This window comes from Acidobacteriota bacterium, assembly GCA_016700075.1.
In the GTDB taxonomy this organism is placed as follows: Bacteria; Acidobacteriota; Blastocatellia; order Pyrinomonadales; family Pyrinomonadaceae; genus OLB17.
On record CP065000.1, the window covers coordinates 2,669,170 to 2,685,206 of the forward strand.

The following is a 16,037-nucleotide window of genomic DNA, read 5'->3' on the forward strand; positions in this document are numbered from 1 at the left end:
TCTTTATGTTCGAGTCGCTGTCAGACAAGCTCAAAAATAGCCTCCGCAATCTGCGCGGGCAGGGCAAGCTGACTCCTGAGCACGTTGACACAGCTCTTCGCGAAATTCGCATGGCCTTGCTCGAGGCCGATGTGAACTACAAGGTCGCCAAGGATTTTGTCGAGACCGTCCGCTCGCAGGCCGAGGGCCAAGAGGTCTGGAACGGCCTAAAACCGCACGAACAGGTCGTCAAGATCGTCTATGACGAGCTTGTCAATCTGATGGGCGGAACGTCGTCACGCCTTGTATTTACAAAGCGTTCGCCGAACGTCGTCATGATCGTCGGGCTGCAGGGCTCGGGTAAAACGACATCGACCGGCAAGATCTCGCGTTGGCTCCGCGACAATCAGGAACGCACGCCGCTTCTCGTTTCCGTGGACGTTTATCGCCCCGCCGCACGTGAACAGCTAAAGGTCGTCGGCGATGCCGTGAACATCCCTGTTTACGAGGCGAAAGACACTTCGGACCCGCTCACGCTCGTTCGCGGTGCGATGAAATACGCGGCGGAATTGGGCCACGATACGCTATTAATTGACACGGCCGGCCGGCTACACATCGACGATGAGTTGATGGACGAGCTCGAGCAGATCAAGGCCGAGACCGAGCCCGTTGAGATACTTTTCGTCGCGGACGCGATGACCGGCCAGGACGCCGTAAATTCAGCGCAGGTTTTCCACGAACGCATCGGCATTACGGGCGTCGTCCTTACAAAAATGGACGGTGACGCTCGCGGTGGTGCGGCCTTGTCGATACGCCAGGTTACGGGCCAGCCCGTGAAATTTGTCGGCGTCGGCGAAAAATACGACGCCATCGAGCCTTTTTATCCCGACCGCATCGCCCAACGCATTCTTGGCATGGGCGACGTCCTGACGCTGATCGAGGAAGTTCAGGGCAAGATCGACGAGAAAGAAGCCCAGGAACAACTGCGGAAGATGACGAGCAATCAGTTCACGCTCGAAGATTTCCGCAACCAGCTTGGGCAGTTCAAGAAACTCGGCTCGATGTCGAAATTGATGAAAATGCTGCCGGATCAACTGACCGGCGGCTTTCAGATGACCGACGAGCAATCTGAGGTCGTCGATCATCAGTTAAAGCGTACTGAGGCCATAATCGGCTCTATGACACGGCAGGAACGCAACGATCACCGCGTGATCGACGCGAGCCGAAAAACGCGTATTGCGGGCGGTTCGGGCTCGACCATAGCTGAGGTAAATCAGTTGCTCCGCCAGTATGATCAAATGCGAAAAATGATGTCGCAGATCAATAAAGGCGGGCTTTTCGGCGGCCTCGCCAGAAAGATGGCAGGCGGTGCGGCGTCAGGATTAGGCGGGATGTTGGGCGGCGGAAATCCGCTCGGAATGCTGGGCAGCGGCTCGGCGATAGATCACTCGGACGATGAACCTAACGGCTCCGTTCGAAGCAGTTTGAAAAGGAAGAAAAGACACAAGAAGCGACGTTAAATGCTCTGTTTCAGGCACTTAACCTCTCGAAAACTGAAAATTATGTTAGCAATAAGCTTAATGCGAATGGGCGCGAAGAAACGGCCTTTCTACCGCGTCGTTGTAAAGGAGAAGCGTTCAAAGCGCGACGGTAAGTACCTTGAGAATCTGGGCACATACGACCCTCTCCAAGATCCAGCTGAGGTCACGCTCAACCACGACCGTATCCGTTATTGGATAGGCGTCGGAGCTCAGCCGACCGAGACGGTCGCCAGCCTGATCAAGCACAATCCTGAGATGAGCGCCGAGGAACGCGAGGCGATGCTCAAAGAGCGTGCCGAGAAAAAGGCTGTAGCTGAAGCGGCTCGTTTAGAAGCTGTAAGGGCTGAAAACGCTCGTTTGGCCGCCGAAGCTGAAGCCGCGGAAAAAGAGGCTGCCGAGAAGGCAAAAGCTGAAGCAGCCGCTGCGGCTGATGCCGAGCAAGCCGTTGAGTCAGACGATCCGTCCAGCGAGGCCGCCGTCGAGGAATCTGCTTCAGAAAGTCCATCTGCAGACGAATCTCCTGCGGAAGAGAACCCGGCCGAGAATGCGGCTCAGGAAACTCCCGCTGACGATGAAAAGGCAGAAGAGCCGGCTGAATAGTGCAAATTGATGCAGGAAGCTGTCGAAAAACTTATTCGAGCTCTTGTCGGCGATCCGGATGCGGTGGCGATAGAGGAATATGCCGACGGCAAGAACGTCAGGTTTGAAGTTCGTGTCGGAGAGGGTGACATGGGACGTGTGATCGGTCGCGAGGGCCGCACCGTCAAGGCGATCAGAAACGTCTTCTATGCTGCCGGACAAAAACGCGGTTGCCGGTACTTTCTCGACCTCGTTGAAGATTAGTGTTTCTCTGCTATGGACGATCTTGTCGCTATAGCAAGGGTCGCAAAACCTCGGGGGATCAAGGGCGAGGTTAGCGCCGATCTCCTGACCGATTTTCCCGAGCGGTTCGATGGTTTAAAGAACGTGACAGCCGTCTTTCAGTCGGGTGAAAGGCATGGATTGACAATTGAAGGCCACTGGTTTCAGGGGAATCGGGTTGTTCTTAAGTTTTCCGGCGTCGACTCAATGGATGATGCGGAAGATCTAAGAAATGCTGAGATCTGTGTGGGTGAAAGCGAGGTAGTGGAACTCGAACCTGACGAGTTCTTTGAGTGGGAACTCGAAGGGTGTTTCGTCGAGGATGTCACAGGTAAGGCGATCGGGACGGTTGAGACTCTGATGCGGACGGGCGGACCGGAACTCCTCGTCGTCCGTGATGGCATCAAGGAACATCTGATCCCATTCGTCGAGGCCATATGCGTCGAGGTGGACATCGGAGAAAAAAGAATCATCATCGATCCGCCTGAAGGACTTCTGGAGTTTTGACATTGAGGAAGGACGCCCAGGAATATGAAGATCGACGTCCTTACAATATTCCCCGAGTTTTTCGATCGAGTTTTCGATTTCGGGATCATTCGGCGGGCAAAGCTCGCAGGGATAGTTGATATTTCGGTGCATGATCTTCGCGGTTTTGCGACCGATAAGCACAAAATGGTCGATGACCGGCCATTTGGCGGCGGCGACGGAATGGTTCTAAAGCCGCAGCCGATCTTTGCGGCGATTGAAAATTTGATAGGTGTGTCCGACCGTGATCGTTATCCGGCGAAAACGCGTGTGGTACTGCTTTCTCCGCAGGGAAAGCCGCTGAAACAGCGGGCCGTTCGCGAGTTTGCAGACGACGCTCAGCACGTCGTTACGATATGTGGGCGTTATGAAGGTGTTGACGAGCGGGTGAATGAAGCACTTGTCACCGACGAGATATCGATCGGCGACTACGTGCTCTCGGGCGGCGAGCCGGCAGCGGTCGTGTTGGTTGACAGCATCGTAAGGCTTCTTCCGGACGCTTTGGGCAGCGAGACATCGGCCGAGAACGATTCGTTCTCAAAAGGCTTGCTCGATTGCCCGCATTACACCCGGCCGGCAGAGTTTCGAGGAATGAAGGTTCCCGATGTTTTATTGAACGGCAATCATGCCGAAATTGAAAAATGGCGTCACGAAAAGGCGCTTGAAAAGACACGGGCTATCCGTGAAGACCTTTTGACAGGAGAAAATGGTGAAATGTGAGCTGTTCTCAATTGAGCAGCTGACCTCTGGCCAAAAAGCGATATGAACAAACTTGATTCAGTTGAACAAACCCAGTTGCGGGACAATATTCCTGCATTTCAGCCCGGCGATACGCTCCGTGTGCACGTACGCATCAAAGAGGGCAACAAGGAACGTATTCAGGCATTTGAAGGGATCTGCATTGCCCGCAAGCACGGCGGTGTGAGAGAAACGGTCACCGTTAGAAAAGTGAGTTTCGGCGTTGGCGTCGAAAGGATCTTCCCGCTACACGCGACAGTGATCGACCACATTGATGTTATTCGCCGTGGTAAGGTTCGGCGTGCCAAGCTTTACTATCTGCGTAATTTGCGTGGTAAAGCGGCTCGCATCAAAGAGCGTGATACACGGAACAAGGTCCAATCCGCCAAATAGTTGTCGAAGTAGCTGCGTCTTTGGATATCTACCCGTCGCTCGACTGCAGTTATTGGCGAAGCGGGTTTCCGGCGACGGCAGCTTGACCACCAAATCGTGTTAGAATTCACTCGTGAGTGATTTCAAACTTCAAGCCGATCGTTTTGAATGGACGATCGGCTTTGATTTTGAGGAGCAGGCGCGGAGTGAGGGTTTTCATTTGATAGCAGGTGTTGACGAGGTCGGCCGCGGATGTTTGGCCGGGCCCGTCGTAGCTGCCGCATGTATTTTGGACCCCAAATTGCCGGTGCCGGCCGGCCTTAATGATTCCAAGAAACTCTCCGAGAAACGCCGAGAGGAGATCGCATCCGCTCTTCGTGAGACCGCGATCGCTTATTCAGTTGCCGAGATTTCTGCCGATGAGATCGACAGGATCAACATTCTCGAAGCCACTAAGAGAGCGATGCTTCTTGCGGTCAATTCGCTTCAGCCGAATGCTGATTACGTGCTGATCGACGCGATCAAGCTTCAAGCATTAACGATACCTCAAAAGTCGATCATAAAAGGTGATTCGATCTCGTACTCCATAGCTGCCGCTTCAGTCATTGCAAAAACCTACCGAGATGAATTGATGACGCAATATGACGCGGAATTTCCGAAGTACGGCTTTGCGGGACACAAAGGCTACGGATCTGAGAAACACTTTGCGGCAATTCGGGAACACGGCCCTTGCCCCCTCCACAGGCTCTCATTCAGAGGGGTTTTGCCGCCGGTAACGCCGTCAGAAGGTGATCCATTCTGATGGTTCCTTGGGATGCGAGATCGAAATCCTTGTTTCCGCACGATATAGAGGGGAACGCTCTCTCAGTGCGGATTCGGCGGTTAGGCGTGCCAAGTTCGGCTCATTTGCACGCTGTGAAAGATGAGCTAGAACAATGTTGCGGGCAGAGCCGTCAAAATCAAATTGAAGCCATTCCGCAAGGTCCTCGTTTGATAAATGCCCCGTGTTAGAGCTTATGCGCTGTTTTAATTCCCAAGAATAAACCGGACACATTCTCAACATATCACGGCTGTGATTGGATTCAACGACGACAGCATCACTGCCGCGAAGTTTCTCGCGGATCAAATCTGTAAAGTGACCGAAATCCATCAAGGTCGCGATGCGGACGCCGCAGTTTATAGCGACAAACCCAAAATTATCCGCCGCGTCGTGCGGTACCGAGAATGGCTCAAAATCCATGTCGCCGATTCGAAAATCACGTCCTGTTTCGATCGCGACGGTCCGGCCATTAAGGATAGCACGTCGTTTTGCGGACTCACTGCCGTTCTCGCGGCCCGAACGCGTGTCGTAATAGGCATCCTCGGTCGCAGGCGAAATGAAAACCGGGCATTTCAGTGACGCCATCAGCACGCGTAGGCCGCCCGCATGGTCGCCGTGTTCGTGCGTGATCAGCACGGCGTCCAGGTCATCGGGCGAGACACCGACCAGCGCAAGGCGACGCAGGATCTCGCGGGCGCTCATACCGGCATCGACGAGGACGTTGGTCCGCTCGGTCGAAACCAGCACCGCGTTACCTGTCGAGCCGCTGCCTAGAACTGTAAATCGCATCAGCTTTTTCTATACCTCGGTGCCAGGATTTTCGCCATAGCTCGTCGCGAGATCGCGTTCGGCACGAATTTGCCCGCCATCGCGCCCATCTTATTTACTAGGCCTGAGACGACCTTTGTCCGGCCGCTCGCAATCGCACGCATTCCAGTTTCTACGACGTCCTCGATGGTCTGCTGACCTTTGAATTCGATTGGCCGCTCAATTCCCGAAGCGGCAAAAAAATTGGTGTCGGTAGAGCCGGGGCACAACGCCAAAACCTGTATACCGAATGGTCGGTTCTCCTCAGCGATCGCCTCTGAGAATGACGACACGAACGCCTTTGTCGCGGCGTAGGTCGCCATGAATGGGATCGGCTGAAATCCCGCTGCCGACGACACGTTTACGATCGTGCCGCCATTTCGTTCGCGCATCCCAACCAAATATCGATGCGTCAGATCGACGAGCGAACGGATGTTCAGATCGATCATCTGCAGTTCCAAATCACGGTCGAGCAAAGCGAAATCGCCTGACGAGCCGAAACCCGCATTGTTTATCAGCAGATCGACCGTCATTCCGTGGCGTGTCGTTTCGGCAAACAGCCGCTCGCCCGCGTCCGGCTCCGTCAGATCGAGCACGACGTAATGTGCTGTGATCTTGTGTTTGAGCATCAGTTCGTCACACAGCTCGTGCAGCTGTTTTTCGCGGCGTGCGACGAGCACGAGGTCTCGGCCGTCGGCCGCCAGCCGACGGGCAAACCCTTCGCCGATGCCGCTAGATGCCCCTGTTATGAGTGCGACGTTCATATCTCTTCGAATTCAGCCGTCGGCACAAACGACAAATAGACCGCCGCGACCGCCGCACCTATGATCGTCAGCGTGCCGATCAGGCGTATAACCGAAGCGACGCCCTTGGTCGAATCCAGCAGCCCGAGCTCTGTCAGCATGTAATTCCAGTCATGAAAACTGCCTTCGCTGCCCGTAAGTCCGCCGAGAAGTACAAGCTGCATCACGACCGCGTCAGAGGCGTAGACCCAAACATTGAGGATGCTCTGACCGACCCACAGCATCACGATCGCGGCGGAGTAAAAGCTGCGTTGCCAAATGAAATATCCGACGAAAACGAGCGGGAAAATTATCTGAAACAGCGAGCCGCCGGCGACCATCATGAATTGCCCGAACGGATTAAAAAGCAAATGCCCGAACTCGTGTATCGGCAGATCGACGTTGTCCAAAAAGCTGCCCTGCATCGGATCGTACGCGATCCACAAAAAGTAGATCGACAACAGTATCGCAAAAACGAGTTTTGGATAATTAGGGCTCATCGACGAAATTCAGCACGCTCGACCGCGTAATAAAGACAGTCCTGGCCGTAATGCCACTCGGTCTTTTCGTAACGCATTCCGCACTTTTCCATTATCTTATACGAACCGGTGTTGTCGGGATGACAGACGGCGACTATGCGTTCGAGACCCATCACGTCAAATCCGTAACCGAGCCATCCCATTGCCGCTTCGTAGCCGTATCCTTGCCGCCAGAATTTTTCCGCTAGGTTATAACCGACCTCGATCTCGCCGGTGTCTTCGAGCGGTTGCAGGCCGCTCGAACCGATCAGCTCGCCGGTCTGTTTCAACCCCATAGCACACATCCCGACGCCGGCCGTTTGGTAGCAATTTATATAGAAATCGAGCCGTTTCGATAGAGCTTCAGGGCTTTGCATCTTCGGGCCGCCCAGATAGCGGTTGACTGCTGCCGGAGAACGGTTCTCTATCAGCCACGGCAGATCGTCGCGGGTAAATCGGCGATGAAATAGTCGTTCGGTCTCTATCACGAGGTTTGATCAGGGCGACAGGCGTTCGATCGACCATTCGCCGTTTTTGAGAGTATAGCAAATGCGGTCGTGCAGGCGGCTCGGGCGGCCCTGCCAGAATTCGAAATGATCAGGCTCGATACGAAACCCGCCCCAATGCGGCGGCCGCGGGACGCCTCCAATGGCATATTTTGCCGACAATGCGGCAACTTTGGCAATTAGAACGGATTTGGAAGTTAACGGCCGGCTTTGTTCTGAGGCCCAGGCTCCGATCCTGCTAGTAAATGGCCTCGACGCGAAATACTCGTCCGATTCTGCTGAAGACACCTTCGAAGCCTTACCGTTGATCCTGATCTGACGTTCTAACTCCGGCCAAAAGAAATTCAATGCTGCAAAAGGATTCTCGATCAGTTCACGGCCCTTTTGGCTTTCATAATTCGTAAAAAAGATTAATCCCTTTGCATCAAACCCTTTCAACAGGACCAGACGTGATGACGGCCGCCCATCACGGCTTGCGGTTGAAAGCGTCATCGCGGTCGGTTCCGGCAGATCGGACGAAAGAGCCTCGTTCATCCACGCGTTAAATTGGACGAACGGATCGGGATCGACGCTGGAGATGGAAAGCTCCTCGCGCGAATACTCTTTTCGTATGCCTGCGAGTTCGGTCGAGTCCATATCAAAGCTGATGGATCAGTAATCCGTCCTTTAGCTTAGGTTCAAACCACGTAGATTTCGGGGGCATTATCTCTCCCATATCTGCAACTGCGAGGAGGTCATCCATGGTCGTCGGAAACATCGAAAAGGCTAGTTTTGCGGTTCCTTCATCGACCAATCTCTCGAGTTCTGCGGTTCCGCGAATTCCGCCGACAAATCCGATTCTCTTATCTGTTCGTTCATCGCCGATGCCGAGGATCGGAGCAAGGAGAAAGTTGTGCAAAATACTGACGTCCAGCCTTTCGATCGGGTCGGGTTCGCGAAAGTACTGTACATTAAATCTAAGTTTCCGCCATTTACCGCCCATATACATACAGATCTCCCCATGATGGCGCGGCACCTTCTCTAACGCGTCCTCTATCAAAAAGCTTGTTGCGATCTGCTCAAGAAATTCCTCTTCGGAAAGGCCGTTAAGGTCTTTTATGACCCTATTGTACGGAAGGATACGAAGATCCTCAGCTGGAAATAGACCTGCGATAACAAAATTGTAGGGCTCAGTACCGTTATGTGTGGGGTTGGCCGAACGCAATTCTTGCCGTGCCGTTTCAGCGCTCTCGGCCCTGTGGTGGCCATCGGCTATATAAAGAGCCGGGACTTCGGCAAACGCCGTCTTCCACGACGAGATATTCGATACACGCCAAACTCGCTGTCGAATGCCTGTAGGGCATTCGAATTCGTAAATCGGCTCGGTTTCCGTTGCGCGCAGTAACAACTCATGAATTACCCGAGTTCCTCGAAAAGCTAGAAATATCAGGCCCGTCTGGGCGTTGACCGCAAGCAGATGCCGGGTCCTGTCATCCACTTTATCGGGACGTGTCTTTTCATGCTTTTTTATGTTTCCTTCTTCATACTCGTCCAATGAGCAACAAGCAACTAGGCCGGTTTGGGTGTGGCTGGCTGCAGCAAGCTGATAAACGAAGAATGCAGGCTCCTCGTCGTGAATTAAGATGCCCTCGTGTATGAATGCCTCAAGATTTTCTCTGGCCTTTGCAAAAACGTCGTCGAGGTCCGGCCCTGACCCGGCGGGGAATTCAGCTTCGGCCCGAGTGACCCGCAAGAAACTATTTGGGTTGCCGGTAATGTGTTCCCGTACTTCAGATTCGTAAACGACATCGTAAGGAACGCACGACACCGACTTTGCTATCTCCGGTTTTGGGCGGAGCGCACGAAACGGCTCTATTCTTGCCACAAAAGATTGGTCTCCAATTATCTAATATGCCGGCTGGGTGTTGCCGTTAATTATTTCATTCAGCCTGCGATTGCTTTCGTCCATCGCATCAAGCATCTGTTGCGCAAATCCTTGCTTATCAATTCGCCACTGCCCTTTTTCAAATACAAATGGAACCGTTTCCCAGGTCCCAAACGAGTTCTTTACTTCGATAGTCGCTTTTTCCCCGTCGATCTTTTCGTTTCGAAACTCAACTGTTGTCTGGTTTGGCCCGACTAATGTCTCTCGCTGTAAGACATCGTCGATCGTGGTGTTCTGTGCTTTCGCCTGCTCTTCATGCATCTTCAAGGTTGCCTCTGACAGCAGCGTCTTTATTGCCTTTGGGTCCTTAGCTTTTAACGCCTTCACGTAGGTCTTGAATGTCTCGACCGGCGTCGCCGGCTCTCGGGAGCCGCACGCGGCAAAAAGTAAGCAGATCAACCCGCAGACGAAGAATTTATTTAAATAGCAGGCTCTCATTTTCGCTAAGCTCAAAAACTTGATTATACTGTAGTTTTGAGGAAGCATAGAACTTATGCAACGCAAAATTCTTTCTGAAGCTGAGTTGCGCGGATCGCTCGCCGACTTGGAAAGCTGGAAAGCCGTCGACAACCGTATTCAAAGGCGTTTTGAATTCGCGGACTTCTCGGCAGCGCTGGATTTTGTCAACAAGGTTGGCTCTCTAGCAGAAGAAGCGGATCATCATCCGGACATAACGTTTGGTTGGGGATATGCAGAAATCGCGTTGACCACACACGACCGCGGCGGTGTGACGGATGTTGATATTGCTCTGGCCGCAGGAATAAATGCGATCTAAGTTTTGAAAATACTTTAAAAATATCCAAAAAATACTATGTCAAATGTACCTATCACAGTAGCTCACGGCGACGGGATCGGCCCTGAGATCATGGCGGCGACGCTGCATATTCTCAAAGAAGCAGGCGCCCGTATCGATATTGAAGAGATCGAGATCGGAGAAAAGGTTTACCTGAGCGGCAACACTGCCGGCATAGCCCCCGAATCATGGGATTCTCTGCGTCGAACCAAGGTGTTCCTTAAAGCCCCGATCACCACTCCGCAAGGCGGCGGTTTTAAGTCTTTGAATGTGACCGTCCGCAAGACGCTAGGCATGTACGCGAATATTCGCCCGTGCGTTTCATATCATCCGTTCATCGAAACGAAGCATCCAGTCATGGACGTCGTCATAGTTCGGGAGAACGAAGAAGACACATACGCCGGCATCGAATATCGCCAATCAGATATGGTCGAACAGTGTCTGAAGCTCATCACCAGGCCCGGCTGCGAGAAAATTGTCCGATATGCGTTCGAGTATGCTCGAAAGAACAACCGCAAAACAGTAACGGTTTTTGTGAAAGATAACATCATGAAGCAGACCGATGGACTGTTTCATCGTGTTTTTGATGAGATCGGTGCTGAGTATCCTGATATCGAAAAAGGAGATTGGATCGTCGATATCGGCGCAGCTAAGCTCGCAACGTCTCCTCAGGATTTTGATGTCATCGTCATGCCCAATCTCTACGGCGACATCCTCTCGGATGTAACGGCACAGATGACAGGTTCGGTGGGGCTCGCGGGTTCGGCTAATATTGGCGAGAACATTTCGATGTTCGAGGCAATTCACGGCAGTGCACCACGTCGTGCGGGCCAGAATGTCGCCAATCCTTCAGGCTTGTTCCTCGGCTCTGTAATGATGCTTGTTCACATCGGTCAGCCGGACATTGCGGAATTGACCCACAACGCGTGGCTCAAGACCATCGAAGACGGCGTTCATACCTACGACATCGCTCGAGAAGGCACGACCAAGCAGACGGTTGGGACGAGAGAGTTCGGCGAAGAGGTCGTCAAACGGCTTGGACAGAAGCCGGAGACGCTCAAAGCGGTAGAATACAAGAAAGACGACGGGCCTACTGAAGAGAGGAAACCCATCTACTCGATACGTGAACCGCAAAAGAAAGATCTTGTTGGCGTCGACGTGTTTGTTAGCTGGTGGAACGGTGATTTCTACGGTGCTGCGGACGAACTTGGCCCTATCGTTGAACAGGCAAACGGCGATGGGTTAAAACTGGTAATGATCTCGAACCGCGGTACCAAGGTTTATCCTAAAGGGCAGCCGGACACATTCTGTGTTGACCATTGGCGGTGCCGCTTTATGGCCGAGAACCAAGGAGAGACCGTTACGCATCAGCAAGTGATAGATCTGCTTGGCCGTGTTGCGGGTGTAGGACTTGATTTTATCAAGACTGAGCATCTGTATAATTTCGACGGCGAGCCTGGTTATTCGCTCGGCCAAGGCCAGTAAGAGCTTATATCGATCGGCGAGGGTCAGGCTCTCACCTGACCCTCTTTCCTATGGAGATTCAGCGAGATGCCGAAGAAAGTCGGGATAACAAACCAGCCGATAGTTTCGGTAATAATGGGCAGCAAAAGCGACTGGCCGACGATGGAACACGCTGCTAAGGTGCTTGAGGATTTCAGCGTTCCGTACGAAAAGAGGATCGTATCCGCCCATCGCACTCCTGATCTTCTTTTCGAATTTGCAAAGTCCGCTCAAGAACGCGGTATCGAGGTGATAATAGCAGGCGCCGGCGGTGCGGCTCATCTTCCGGGAATGTGCGCTTCGCAGACCATATTGCCCGTTCTTGGCGTCCCGGTCGAAAGCCGTTCCCTCAAAGGACTTGACTCGCTATTATCAATTGCTCAAATGCCGGCAGGCGTCCCCGTCGGGACGCTCGCTGTTGGCGAAGCCGGAGCTAAGAATGCCGCATTGTTAGCAGTTTCTATTCTCGCAAACTCGCGGCCTGACTTAAGGAAAAAGCTCCACGATTTTCGTTCGAAACAAACAAAGACCGTACTCAGATCAAAGCTAAAATGAGGGCGGACGAGATCATCGCCGAGTTGAGCGAATTGGGCGACCCGTCGCGGCTGGATGCGATGAAGCGGTTTGCGATCCCCACATCCAGATCGTTCGGCATCTCAACTCCCGAACTCAAGGCGTTTGCTCGCGAAGTGAAAAAGCTCGGTGTCGATAACCATTCGCTTGCTGCCGATCTTTGGGCAAGCGGCATTCACGAGGCGCGCTCGGTCGCGTATCTGATCGATGACCCCAATAGAGTTACGTCCGAGCAAATGGACGCGTGGGCATCTGATTTCGATAATTGGGCAACAGTTGACGGAACTTGCGGACACCTTTTTTGCAGGACAGCGTTAGCATATGAAAAAGCGGTGGAGTGGACGGAGCGAGAACCGGAATTTGAAAAGCGTGCGGCCTTTTCGTTGATGGCCTTTCTCGCTGTTCATGAAAAAAACGCTACGTACGAGAAATTTGCAGCATTTCTTCCGCTGATCGAAGAACACTCAAATGACGAACGCAATTTCGTCAAAAAGGCTGTAAACTGGGCTCTGCGACAGATCGGCAAACGCGATCTCGATCTGAACAAATTGGCGATCGCGTCTGCGGAGCGGATAAGTGCTACCGGCACAAAACCGGGACGCTGGATCGCCGCGGATGCATTGCGTGAACTGCGTAGCGAATCCGTCCGCGAACGTCTGGTAAGAAGAAATGTATAGGGTGATAGCTCCAAATTCGACCATCGGCGTTTTCGGCAGCGGCCAGCTTGGCCGCATGTTTGCGATCGAGGCTCGCAAAATGGGTTATCGCGTGCATACTTTCTCACCCGATTCAGACACGCCGACAGGTCACATCTCGGATATTGAGACCACAGCATCCTATGATGACCTTGATCTGGTCCGAGGATTTGCGCGAGATGTTGATGTCATAACGTTCGAGTTTGAGAACATTCCTGCTGCAACCATCGAAACTGCTGCCGAGTTTGTCGATGTGCGCCCGAGGGGGTCGATTCTCCACAATACCCAGAATCGGCTTCGGGAAAAGACCTTTCTATCAAATAACGGCTTTCCGGTTGCACCTTTTCGTCATATTAGACTCATAGATGATTTGTATGATGCAGCCGCGGAGATCGGTTTTCCATGCGTGCTAAAGACTGCCGGGTTCGGCTATGACGGCAAAGGTCAGAAAAAGCTGACCGGCCCCGGCGATATTGAACCGGCCTTCGCCGCAATAAACGGCAGTGAAGCCGTTTTAGAGGAGTTTATTGAGTTTCAAAAAGAGGTTTCTGTCGTTTGCACTCGTGGAGTCGATGGCGAATTCGTTCATTACGGAGTGATCGAGAACGAGCATAAGGATCATATCCTCGATCTATCGTTCGCTCCGGGAAATGTATCTGAAACCGCTGCAGCCGAGGCTATCGATATCTCTCGAAGTATTGCTGAGGCGTTCGAATATGTCGGCACGATGTGCGTCGAATTCTTTTTGACGCAAGATGATCGGCTGCTGGTCAATGAGATAGCTCCACGGCCGCATAATTCAGGGCATCTTACCTTCGGGCCGTGCGTTACGTCGCAGTTCGAACAGCAGGTCCGGGCAGTTTGCGGGCTTCCGTTGGGCTCGACCGCGTTCTATCGACCCGCGGCAATTGCAAATCTTCTTGGTGATATTTGGGCGAGCGGAGAGCCAAACTGGGCTTCGGCAATGAGAGCAGCAAATGTTTCTCTACATTTGTACGGGAAATCAGAGCCAAGAGCTGGTCGGAAAATGGGGCATTTGACGGCTACTGATAAAACTCCACAGGCGGCGGCGGAAGCCGTTCGCATGGCCCGACAAAGGCTTAGAGAAAAGGCGTGAATCAGATCTTGCGTCCCAGCCAAACCCCGACCAATAAACCAAAAAATCCGACAACTACACTTGCAGACATGTAGAGCAGCGTTAGGCTCCAGAGCCGTTCACGAAGAAGGCCAAATATCTCGGCTTCAAATGTCGAAAAGGTCGTAAACGCGCCCAAAAAGCCAACAATGATCGCCATTCTGAGGTTCTCGCTGACAACGATCTTGTCTGAAAGCACGATCATCAGAAATCCCAGAAGCATTGAGCCGGTGATGTTTATAATAAAGGTCGGCAACGGGAATTTCTCGAAATGGCCGGCAAGCGGCGAGATGTTGATTAAATGGCGGGCAATAGCACCGAATGCTCCCCCAATACCTATGAAGCACAATCGGATCGCTAATTCCATAGTTTCGCTACTGCATCCTTGATTGCTAATTTATAAGCGTCAAAGCTACACTCAGAGTTTATGGCTGAAAGCCTTATTTTTACAAATCTCAGCAGCAGAGCTTCGATCTATGAAGAGTTGATCCCACAACTCGAGGCATTGCTCGCAGGCGAGACCGACCCGGTGGCAAATCTTGCCAACGCAGCAGCTGCCCTGATGGAAGCATTTGGATTTCTTTGGGTCGGATTCTATTTGGTAAAGGGCGATGAGCTTGTGTTGGGACCATTCCAGGGGCCGATTGCGTGCTCTCGTATCGGATTCGGAAATGGGGTCTGTGGTACTTCATGGCAACGCAGAGAAACAGTCATCGTCCCAAATGTTGATGAATTCCCCGGCCATATCGCTTGTTCTTCGTCCGCAAGATCCGAGATCGTGGTTCCTATTTTTGCTTCTGATGGATCGGTCATCGGGGTCTTAGACATTGATAGCGACCGCTTGGATGACTTTTCGGAAAATGATACCTCGAATCTTGAAACGATCTGTAATATTCTCGTTCGGTCTTCGGGACTTTAGAACTTGATCAAAGACATGACACCAATCGACTATCCGTACTGGGTTTGGATACTTTTTTTCTCGATCGTCTTAACGGCACTTGCCGTCGATCTCCTCATCGTTAATCGAAAAGCACATGCGCCGACAAGGCGGGAGACATTTATCTGGGCAACCGTCTGGGTTTCTCTGGCACTCAGTTTCGGGATATTCATTTTTTATCAATTCGGCATCAATCACGCAAAGCTGTTTCTGACAGGGTATCTCATTGAACTGTCGCTGTCGGTTGATAATTTATTCGTTTTCCTGCTCATCTTCACATTTTTCAAGGTTCCGAAAGAGTTCCAACATCGCGTTCTGTTTTGGGGCATTATGGGCGCGCTTGTCATGCGGATGATCATGATCTTCGCCGGTGCCGAACTGGTTGAGCGGTTCCACTGGATCATCTACATATTTGGGGCTTTTCTGGTCTACACCGGCCTCAAGATGTTCAAAGGCTCGGATGATGATTTTGAGCCGCACGAGAGCTTTTTTATCAAACTCGTCACTCGATACGTTCGAATTTCTAAGGAATACGATGGGGAGAAGTTCATCACGGTCAAGGACGGTGTCAGGACCGGGACCCTTTTGCTTCTGGTTTTGATAACTGTAGAACTCACCGATCTAGTGTTCGCTGTTGATTCAATACCCGCAATATTTGGTATAACGACGGATCGTTTCATCATTTACACATCGAACATATTCGCGATCCTCGGCCTTCGTACGTTTTTCTTTCTCTTGGCAGATCTCGCCGACAGATTTCATTACCTCAAGTACGGGCTTGCATTTATTCTCACGTTCATCGGATTAAAGATGCTCTTGCCACTCTTGGCAGAAGGACTGATAATATTAGTCGGGTCTGAAAGCGAATCCGGTTTTGTCGATCTTCTCAGGCGTTTCGTCGCACATGAATTTGAACAAGAGGTGATCAACATCTCACTTGGCGTGGTCGCCTTTTCCATAGTCTTCTCAATTGCACTTTCGCTTTTGATGCCGCCCAAACACAGACCTGACAAACTTTAGGTCTGTCA

At 52.1% G+C, this 16,037-nt stretch carries 22 protein-coding genes; 14 read left to right on the forward strand and 8 right to left on the reverse strand.

The window, feature by feature from the left end; genetic code table 11:
- Window positions 1-5 precede the first annotated feature (5 nt).
- The 7 genes from ffh (at window position 6) to IPM50_12090 (ending at window position 4,818) form a co-directional block, all read left to right on the forward strand.
- On the forward strand, window positions 6-1,499 hold the full coding sequence (ffh, locus tag IPM50_12060; protein QQS32386.1) for a signal recognition particle protein: 1,494 nt from the start codon (window positions 6-8) through the stop codon (window positions 1,497-1,499).
- A gap of 39 nt (window positions 1,500-1,538) precedes the next feature.
- Window positions 1,539-2,120, forward strand: coding sequence for a 30S ribosomal protein S16 (gene rpsP, locus IPM50_12065; GenBank protein ID QQS34519.1), 582 nt, complete (start codon window positions 1,539-1,541; stop codon window positions 2,118-2,120).
- Between the two features lie 9 nt (window positions 2,121-2,129).
- Complete coding sequence (locus tag IPM50_12070) at window positions 2,130-2,363, forward strand: KH domain-containing protein (GenBank protein ID QQS32387.1); 234 nt, start codon at window positions 2,130-2,132, stop codon at window positions 2,361-2,363.
- Between the two features lie 12 nt (window positions 2,364-2,375).
- Window positions 2,376-2,888 (forward strand): 16S rRNA processing protein RimM, encoded by a 513-nt coding sequence (rimM, locus tag IPM50_12075; protein QQS32388.1) that lies wholly within the window; start codon window positions 2,376-2,378, stop codon window positions 2,886-2,888.
- A 24-nt stretch (window positions 2,889-2,912) separates the two neighbouring features.
- Window positions 2,913-3,626 carry a tRNA (guanosine(37)-N1)-methyltransferase TrmD gene (gene trmD / locus IPM50_12080; GenBank protein QQS32389.1) on the forward strand — a complete coding sequence of 238 codons (714 nt, stop codon included), beginning with the start codon at window positions 2,913-2,915 and terminating at the stop codon, window positions 3,624-3,626.
- A 42-nt stretch (window positions 3,627-3,668) separates the two neighbouring features.
- A complete protein-coding gene (rplS, locus tag IPM50_12085; protein ID QQS32390.1) occupies window positions 3,669-4,037 on the forward strand; it encodes a 50S ribosomal protein L19 in 369 nt (122 codons plus the stop codon).
- 154 nt (window positions 4,038-4,191) lie between these two features.
- Window positions 4,192-4,818 carry a ribonuclease HII gene (locus IPM50_12090; GenBank protein QQS34520.1) on the forward strand — a complete coding sequence of 209 codons (627 nt, stop codon included), beginning with the start codon at window positions 4,192-4,194 and terminating at the stop codon, window positions 4,816-4,818.
- Here the strand turns inward: IPM50_12090 and IPM50_12095 are convergent.
- The 7 genes from IPM50_12095 to IPM50_12125 are packed head-to-tail and all read right to left on the reverse strand — an operon-like array spanning window position 4,798 to window position 9,811.
- Window positions 4,798-5,625 carry an MBL fold metallo-hydrolase gene (locus tag IPM50_12095; GenBank protein ID QQS32391.1) on the reverse strand — a complete coding sequence of 276 codons (828 nt, stop codon included), beginning with the start codon at window positions 5,623-5,625 and terminating at the stop codon, window positions 4,798-4,800. The two genes, IPM50_12090 and IPM50_12095, sit on opposite strands and share 21 nt — an antisense overlap.
- Window positions 5,625-6,407, reverse strand: a complete 783-nt coding sequence (locus IPM50_12100; protein QQS32392.1) for an SDR family oxidoreductase — start codon at window positions 6,405-6,407, stop codon at window positions 5,625-5,627. The genes IPM50_12095 and IPM50_12100 overlap by 1 nt, the downstream gene beginning before the upstream one ends.
- Window positions 6,404-6,925 (reverse strand): hypothetical protein, encoded by a 522-nt coding sequence (locus IPM50_12105; protein ID QQS32393.1) that lies wholly within the window; start codon window positions 6,923-6,925, stop codon window positions 6,404-6,406. The genes IPM50_12100 and IPM50_12105 overlap by 4 nt, the downstream gene beginning before the upstream one ends.
- Entirely contained in the window at window positions 6,922-7,431 is a 510-nt protein-coding gene (locus IPM50_12110; protein ID QQS32394.1) for a GNAT family N-acetyltransferase, read from the reverse strand. Before IPM50_12110 ends, IPM50_12105 begins: the two co-directional genes overlap by 4 nt.
- A gap of 9 nt (window positions 7,432-7,440) precedes the next feature.
- Entirely contained in the window at window positions 7,441-8,085 is a 645-nt protein-coding gene (pdxH, locus tag IPM50_12115) for a pyridoxamine 5'-phosphate oxidase (GenBank protein ID QQS32395.1), read from the reverse strand.
- A gap of 1 nt (window position 8,086) precedes the next feature.
- Window positions 8,087-9,313 carry a DUF1015 domain-containing protein gene (locus tag IPM50_12120; GenBank protein ID QQS32396.1) on the reverse strand — a complete coding sequence of 409 codons (1,227 nt, stop codon included), beginning with the start codon at window positions 9,311-9,313 and terminating at the stop codon, window positions 8,087-8,089.
- Window positions 9,314-9,334: 21 nt separating this feature from the next.
- Window positions 9,335-9,811 carry a DUF4878 domain-containing protein gene (locus tag IPM50_12125; GenBank protein ID QQS32397.1) on the reverse strand — a complete coding sequence of 159 codons (477 nt, stop codon included), beginning with the start codon at window positions 9,809-9,811 and terminating at the stop codon, window positions 9,335-9,337.
- A gap of 55 nt (window positions 9,812-9,866) precedes the next feature.
- On the opposite strand from IPM50_12125, the gene IPM50_12130 reads away from it, so the two are divergent.
- From IPM50_12130 to IPM50_12150, 5 genes are all read left to right on the forward strand, one after another.
- Complete coding sequence (locus IPM50_12130) at window positions 9,867-10,148, forward strand: 4a-hydroxytetrahydrobiopterin dehydratase (GenBank protein QQS32398.1); 282 nt, start codon at window positions 9,867-9,869, stop codon at window positions 10,146-10,148.
- 36 nt (window positions 10,149-10,184) lie between these two features.
- Window positions 10,185-11,651, forward strand: coding sequence for an NADP-dependent isocitrate dehydrogenase (locus IPM50_12135; GenBank protein ID QQS32399.1), 1,467 nt, complete (start codon window positions 10,185-10,187; stop codon window positions 11,649-11,651).
- A gap of 66 nt (window positions 11,652-11,717) precedes the next feature.
- Window positions 11,718-12,224, forward strand: a complete 507-nt coding sequence (gene purE / locus IPM50_12140) for a 5-(carboxyamino)imidazole ribonucleotide mutase (GenBank protein QQS32400.1) — start codon at window positions 11,718-11,720, stop codon at window positions 12,222-12,224.
- A complete protein-coding gene (locus IPM50_12145; protein ID QQS32401.1) occupies window positions 12,221-12,919 on the forward strand; it encodes a DNA alkylation repair protein in 699 nt (232 codons plus the stop codon). Before purE ends, IPM50_12145 begins: the two co-directional genes overlap by 4 nt.
- A complete protein-coding gene (locus IPM50_12150; GenBank protein ID QQS32402.1) occupies window positions 12,912-14,054 on the forward strand; it encodes a 5-(carboxyamino)imidazole ribonucleotide synthase in 1,143 nt (380 codons plus the stop codon). Before IPM50_12145 ends, IPM50_12150 begins: the two co-directional genes overlap by 8 nt.
- 1 nt (window position 14,055) lies before the next feature.
- Here the strand turns inward: IPM50_12150 and crcB are convergent, their stop codons facing one another.
- Window positions 14,056-14,439 (reverse strand): fluoride efflux transporter CrcB, encoded by a 384-nt coding sequence (gene crcB / locus IPM50_12155; GenBank protein ID QQS32403.1) that lies wholly within the window; start codon window positions 14,437-14,439, stop codon window positions 14,056-14,058.
- 60 nt (window positions 14,440-14,499) lie between these two features.
- On the opposite strand from crcB, the gene IPM50_12160 reads away from it, so the two are divergent.
- The gene (locus IPM50_12160; GenBank protein QQS32404.1) at window positions 14,500-14,991 is read left to right on the forward strand and encodes a GAF domain-containing protein; all 492 of its coding nucleotides are present in this window, start codon (window positions 14,500-14,502) and stop codon (window positions 14,989-14,991) included.
- Window positions 14,992-15,006: 15 nt separating this feature from the next.
- Window positions 15,007-16,029: a TerC family protein gene (locus IPM50_12165; protein QQS34521.1), complete on the forward strand. Its 1,023-nt coding sequence runs from the start codon at window positions 15,007-15,009 to the stop codon at window positions 16,027-16,029.
- The last annotated feature ends 8 nt before the right edge of the window (window positions 16,030-16,037 follow it).

What these genes read in the sequence shown, in the direction of transcription:
- crcB (QQS32403.1), bottom strand. Translation starts at nt 14,439, where the DNA reads ATGGAATTAGCGATCCGATTGTGCTTCATAGGTATTGGGGGAGCATTC.
- IPM50_12135 (QQS32399.1), top strand. Translation starts at nt 10,185, where the DNA reads ATGTCAAATGTACCTATCACAGTAGCTCACGGCGACGGGATCGGCCCT.
- IPM50_12150 (QQS32402.1), top strand. Translation starts at nt 12,912, where the DNA reads ATGTATAGGGTGATAGCTCCAAATTCGACCATCGGCGTTTTCGGCAGC.
- IPM50_12105 (QQS32393.1), bottom strand. Translation starts at nt 6,925, where the DNA reads ATGAGCCCTAATTATCCAAAACTCGTTTTTGCGATACTGTTGTCGATC.
- IPM50_12095 (QQS32391.1), bottom strand. Translation starts at nt 5,625, where the DNA reads ATGCGATTTACAGTTCTAGGCAGCGGCTCGACAGGTAACGCGGTGCTG.
- IPM50_12130 (QQS32398.1), top strand. Translation starts at nt 9,867, where the DNA reads ATGCAACGCAAAATTCTTTCTGAAGCTGAGTTGCGCGGATCGCTCGCC.
- ffh (QQS32386.1), top strand. Translation starts at nt 6, where the DNA reads ATGTTCGAGTCGCTGTCAGACAAGCTCAAAAATAGCCTCCGCAATCTG.
- IPM50_12100 (QQS32392.1), bottom strand. Translation starts at nt 6,407, where the DNA reads ATGAACGTCGCACTCATAACAGGGGCATCTAGCGGCATCGGCGAAGGG.
- rimM (QQS32388.1), top strand. Translation starts at nt 2,376, where the DNA reads ATGGACGATCTTGTCGCTATAGCAAGGGTCGCAAAACCTCGGGGGATC.
- purE (QQS32400.1), top strand. Translation starts at nt 11,718, where the DNA reads ATGCCGAAGAAAGTCGGGATAACAAACCAGCCGATAGTTTCGGTAATA.
- rplS (QQS32390.1), top strand. Translation starts at nt 3,669, where the DNA reads ATGAACAAACTTGATTCAGTTGAACAAACCCAGTTGCGGGACAATATT.
- trmD (QQS32389.1), top strand. Translation starts at nt 2,913, where the DNA reads ATGAAGATCGACGTCCTTACAATATTCCCCGAGTTTTTCGATCGAGTT.
- IPM50_12070 (QQS32387.1), top strand. Translation starts at nt 2,130, where the DNA reads ATGCAGGAAGCTGTCGAAAAACTTATTCGAGCTCTTGTCGGCGATCCG.
- IPM50_12165 (QQS34521.1), top strand. Translation starts at nt 15,007, where the DNA reads ATGACACCAATCGACTATCCGTACTGGGTTTGGATACTTTTTTTCTCG.
- IPM50_12160 (QQS32404.1), top strand. Translation starts at nt 14,500, where the DNA reads ATGGCTGAAAGCCTTATTTTTACAAATCTCAGCAGCAGAGCTTCGATC.
- IPM50_12125 (QQS32397.1), bottom strand. Translation starts at nt 9,811, where the DNA reads ATGAGAGCCTGCTATTTAAATAAATTCTTCGTCTGCGGGTTGATCTGC.
- IPM50_12145 (QQS32401.1), top strand. Translation starts at nt 12,221, where the DNA reads ATGAGGGCGGACGAGATCATCGCCGAGTTGAGCGAATTGGGCGACCCG.
- pdxH (QQS32395.1), bottom strand. Translation starts at nt 8,085, where the DNA reads ATGGACTCGACCGAACTCGCAGGCATACGAAAAGAGTATTCGCGCGAG.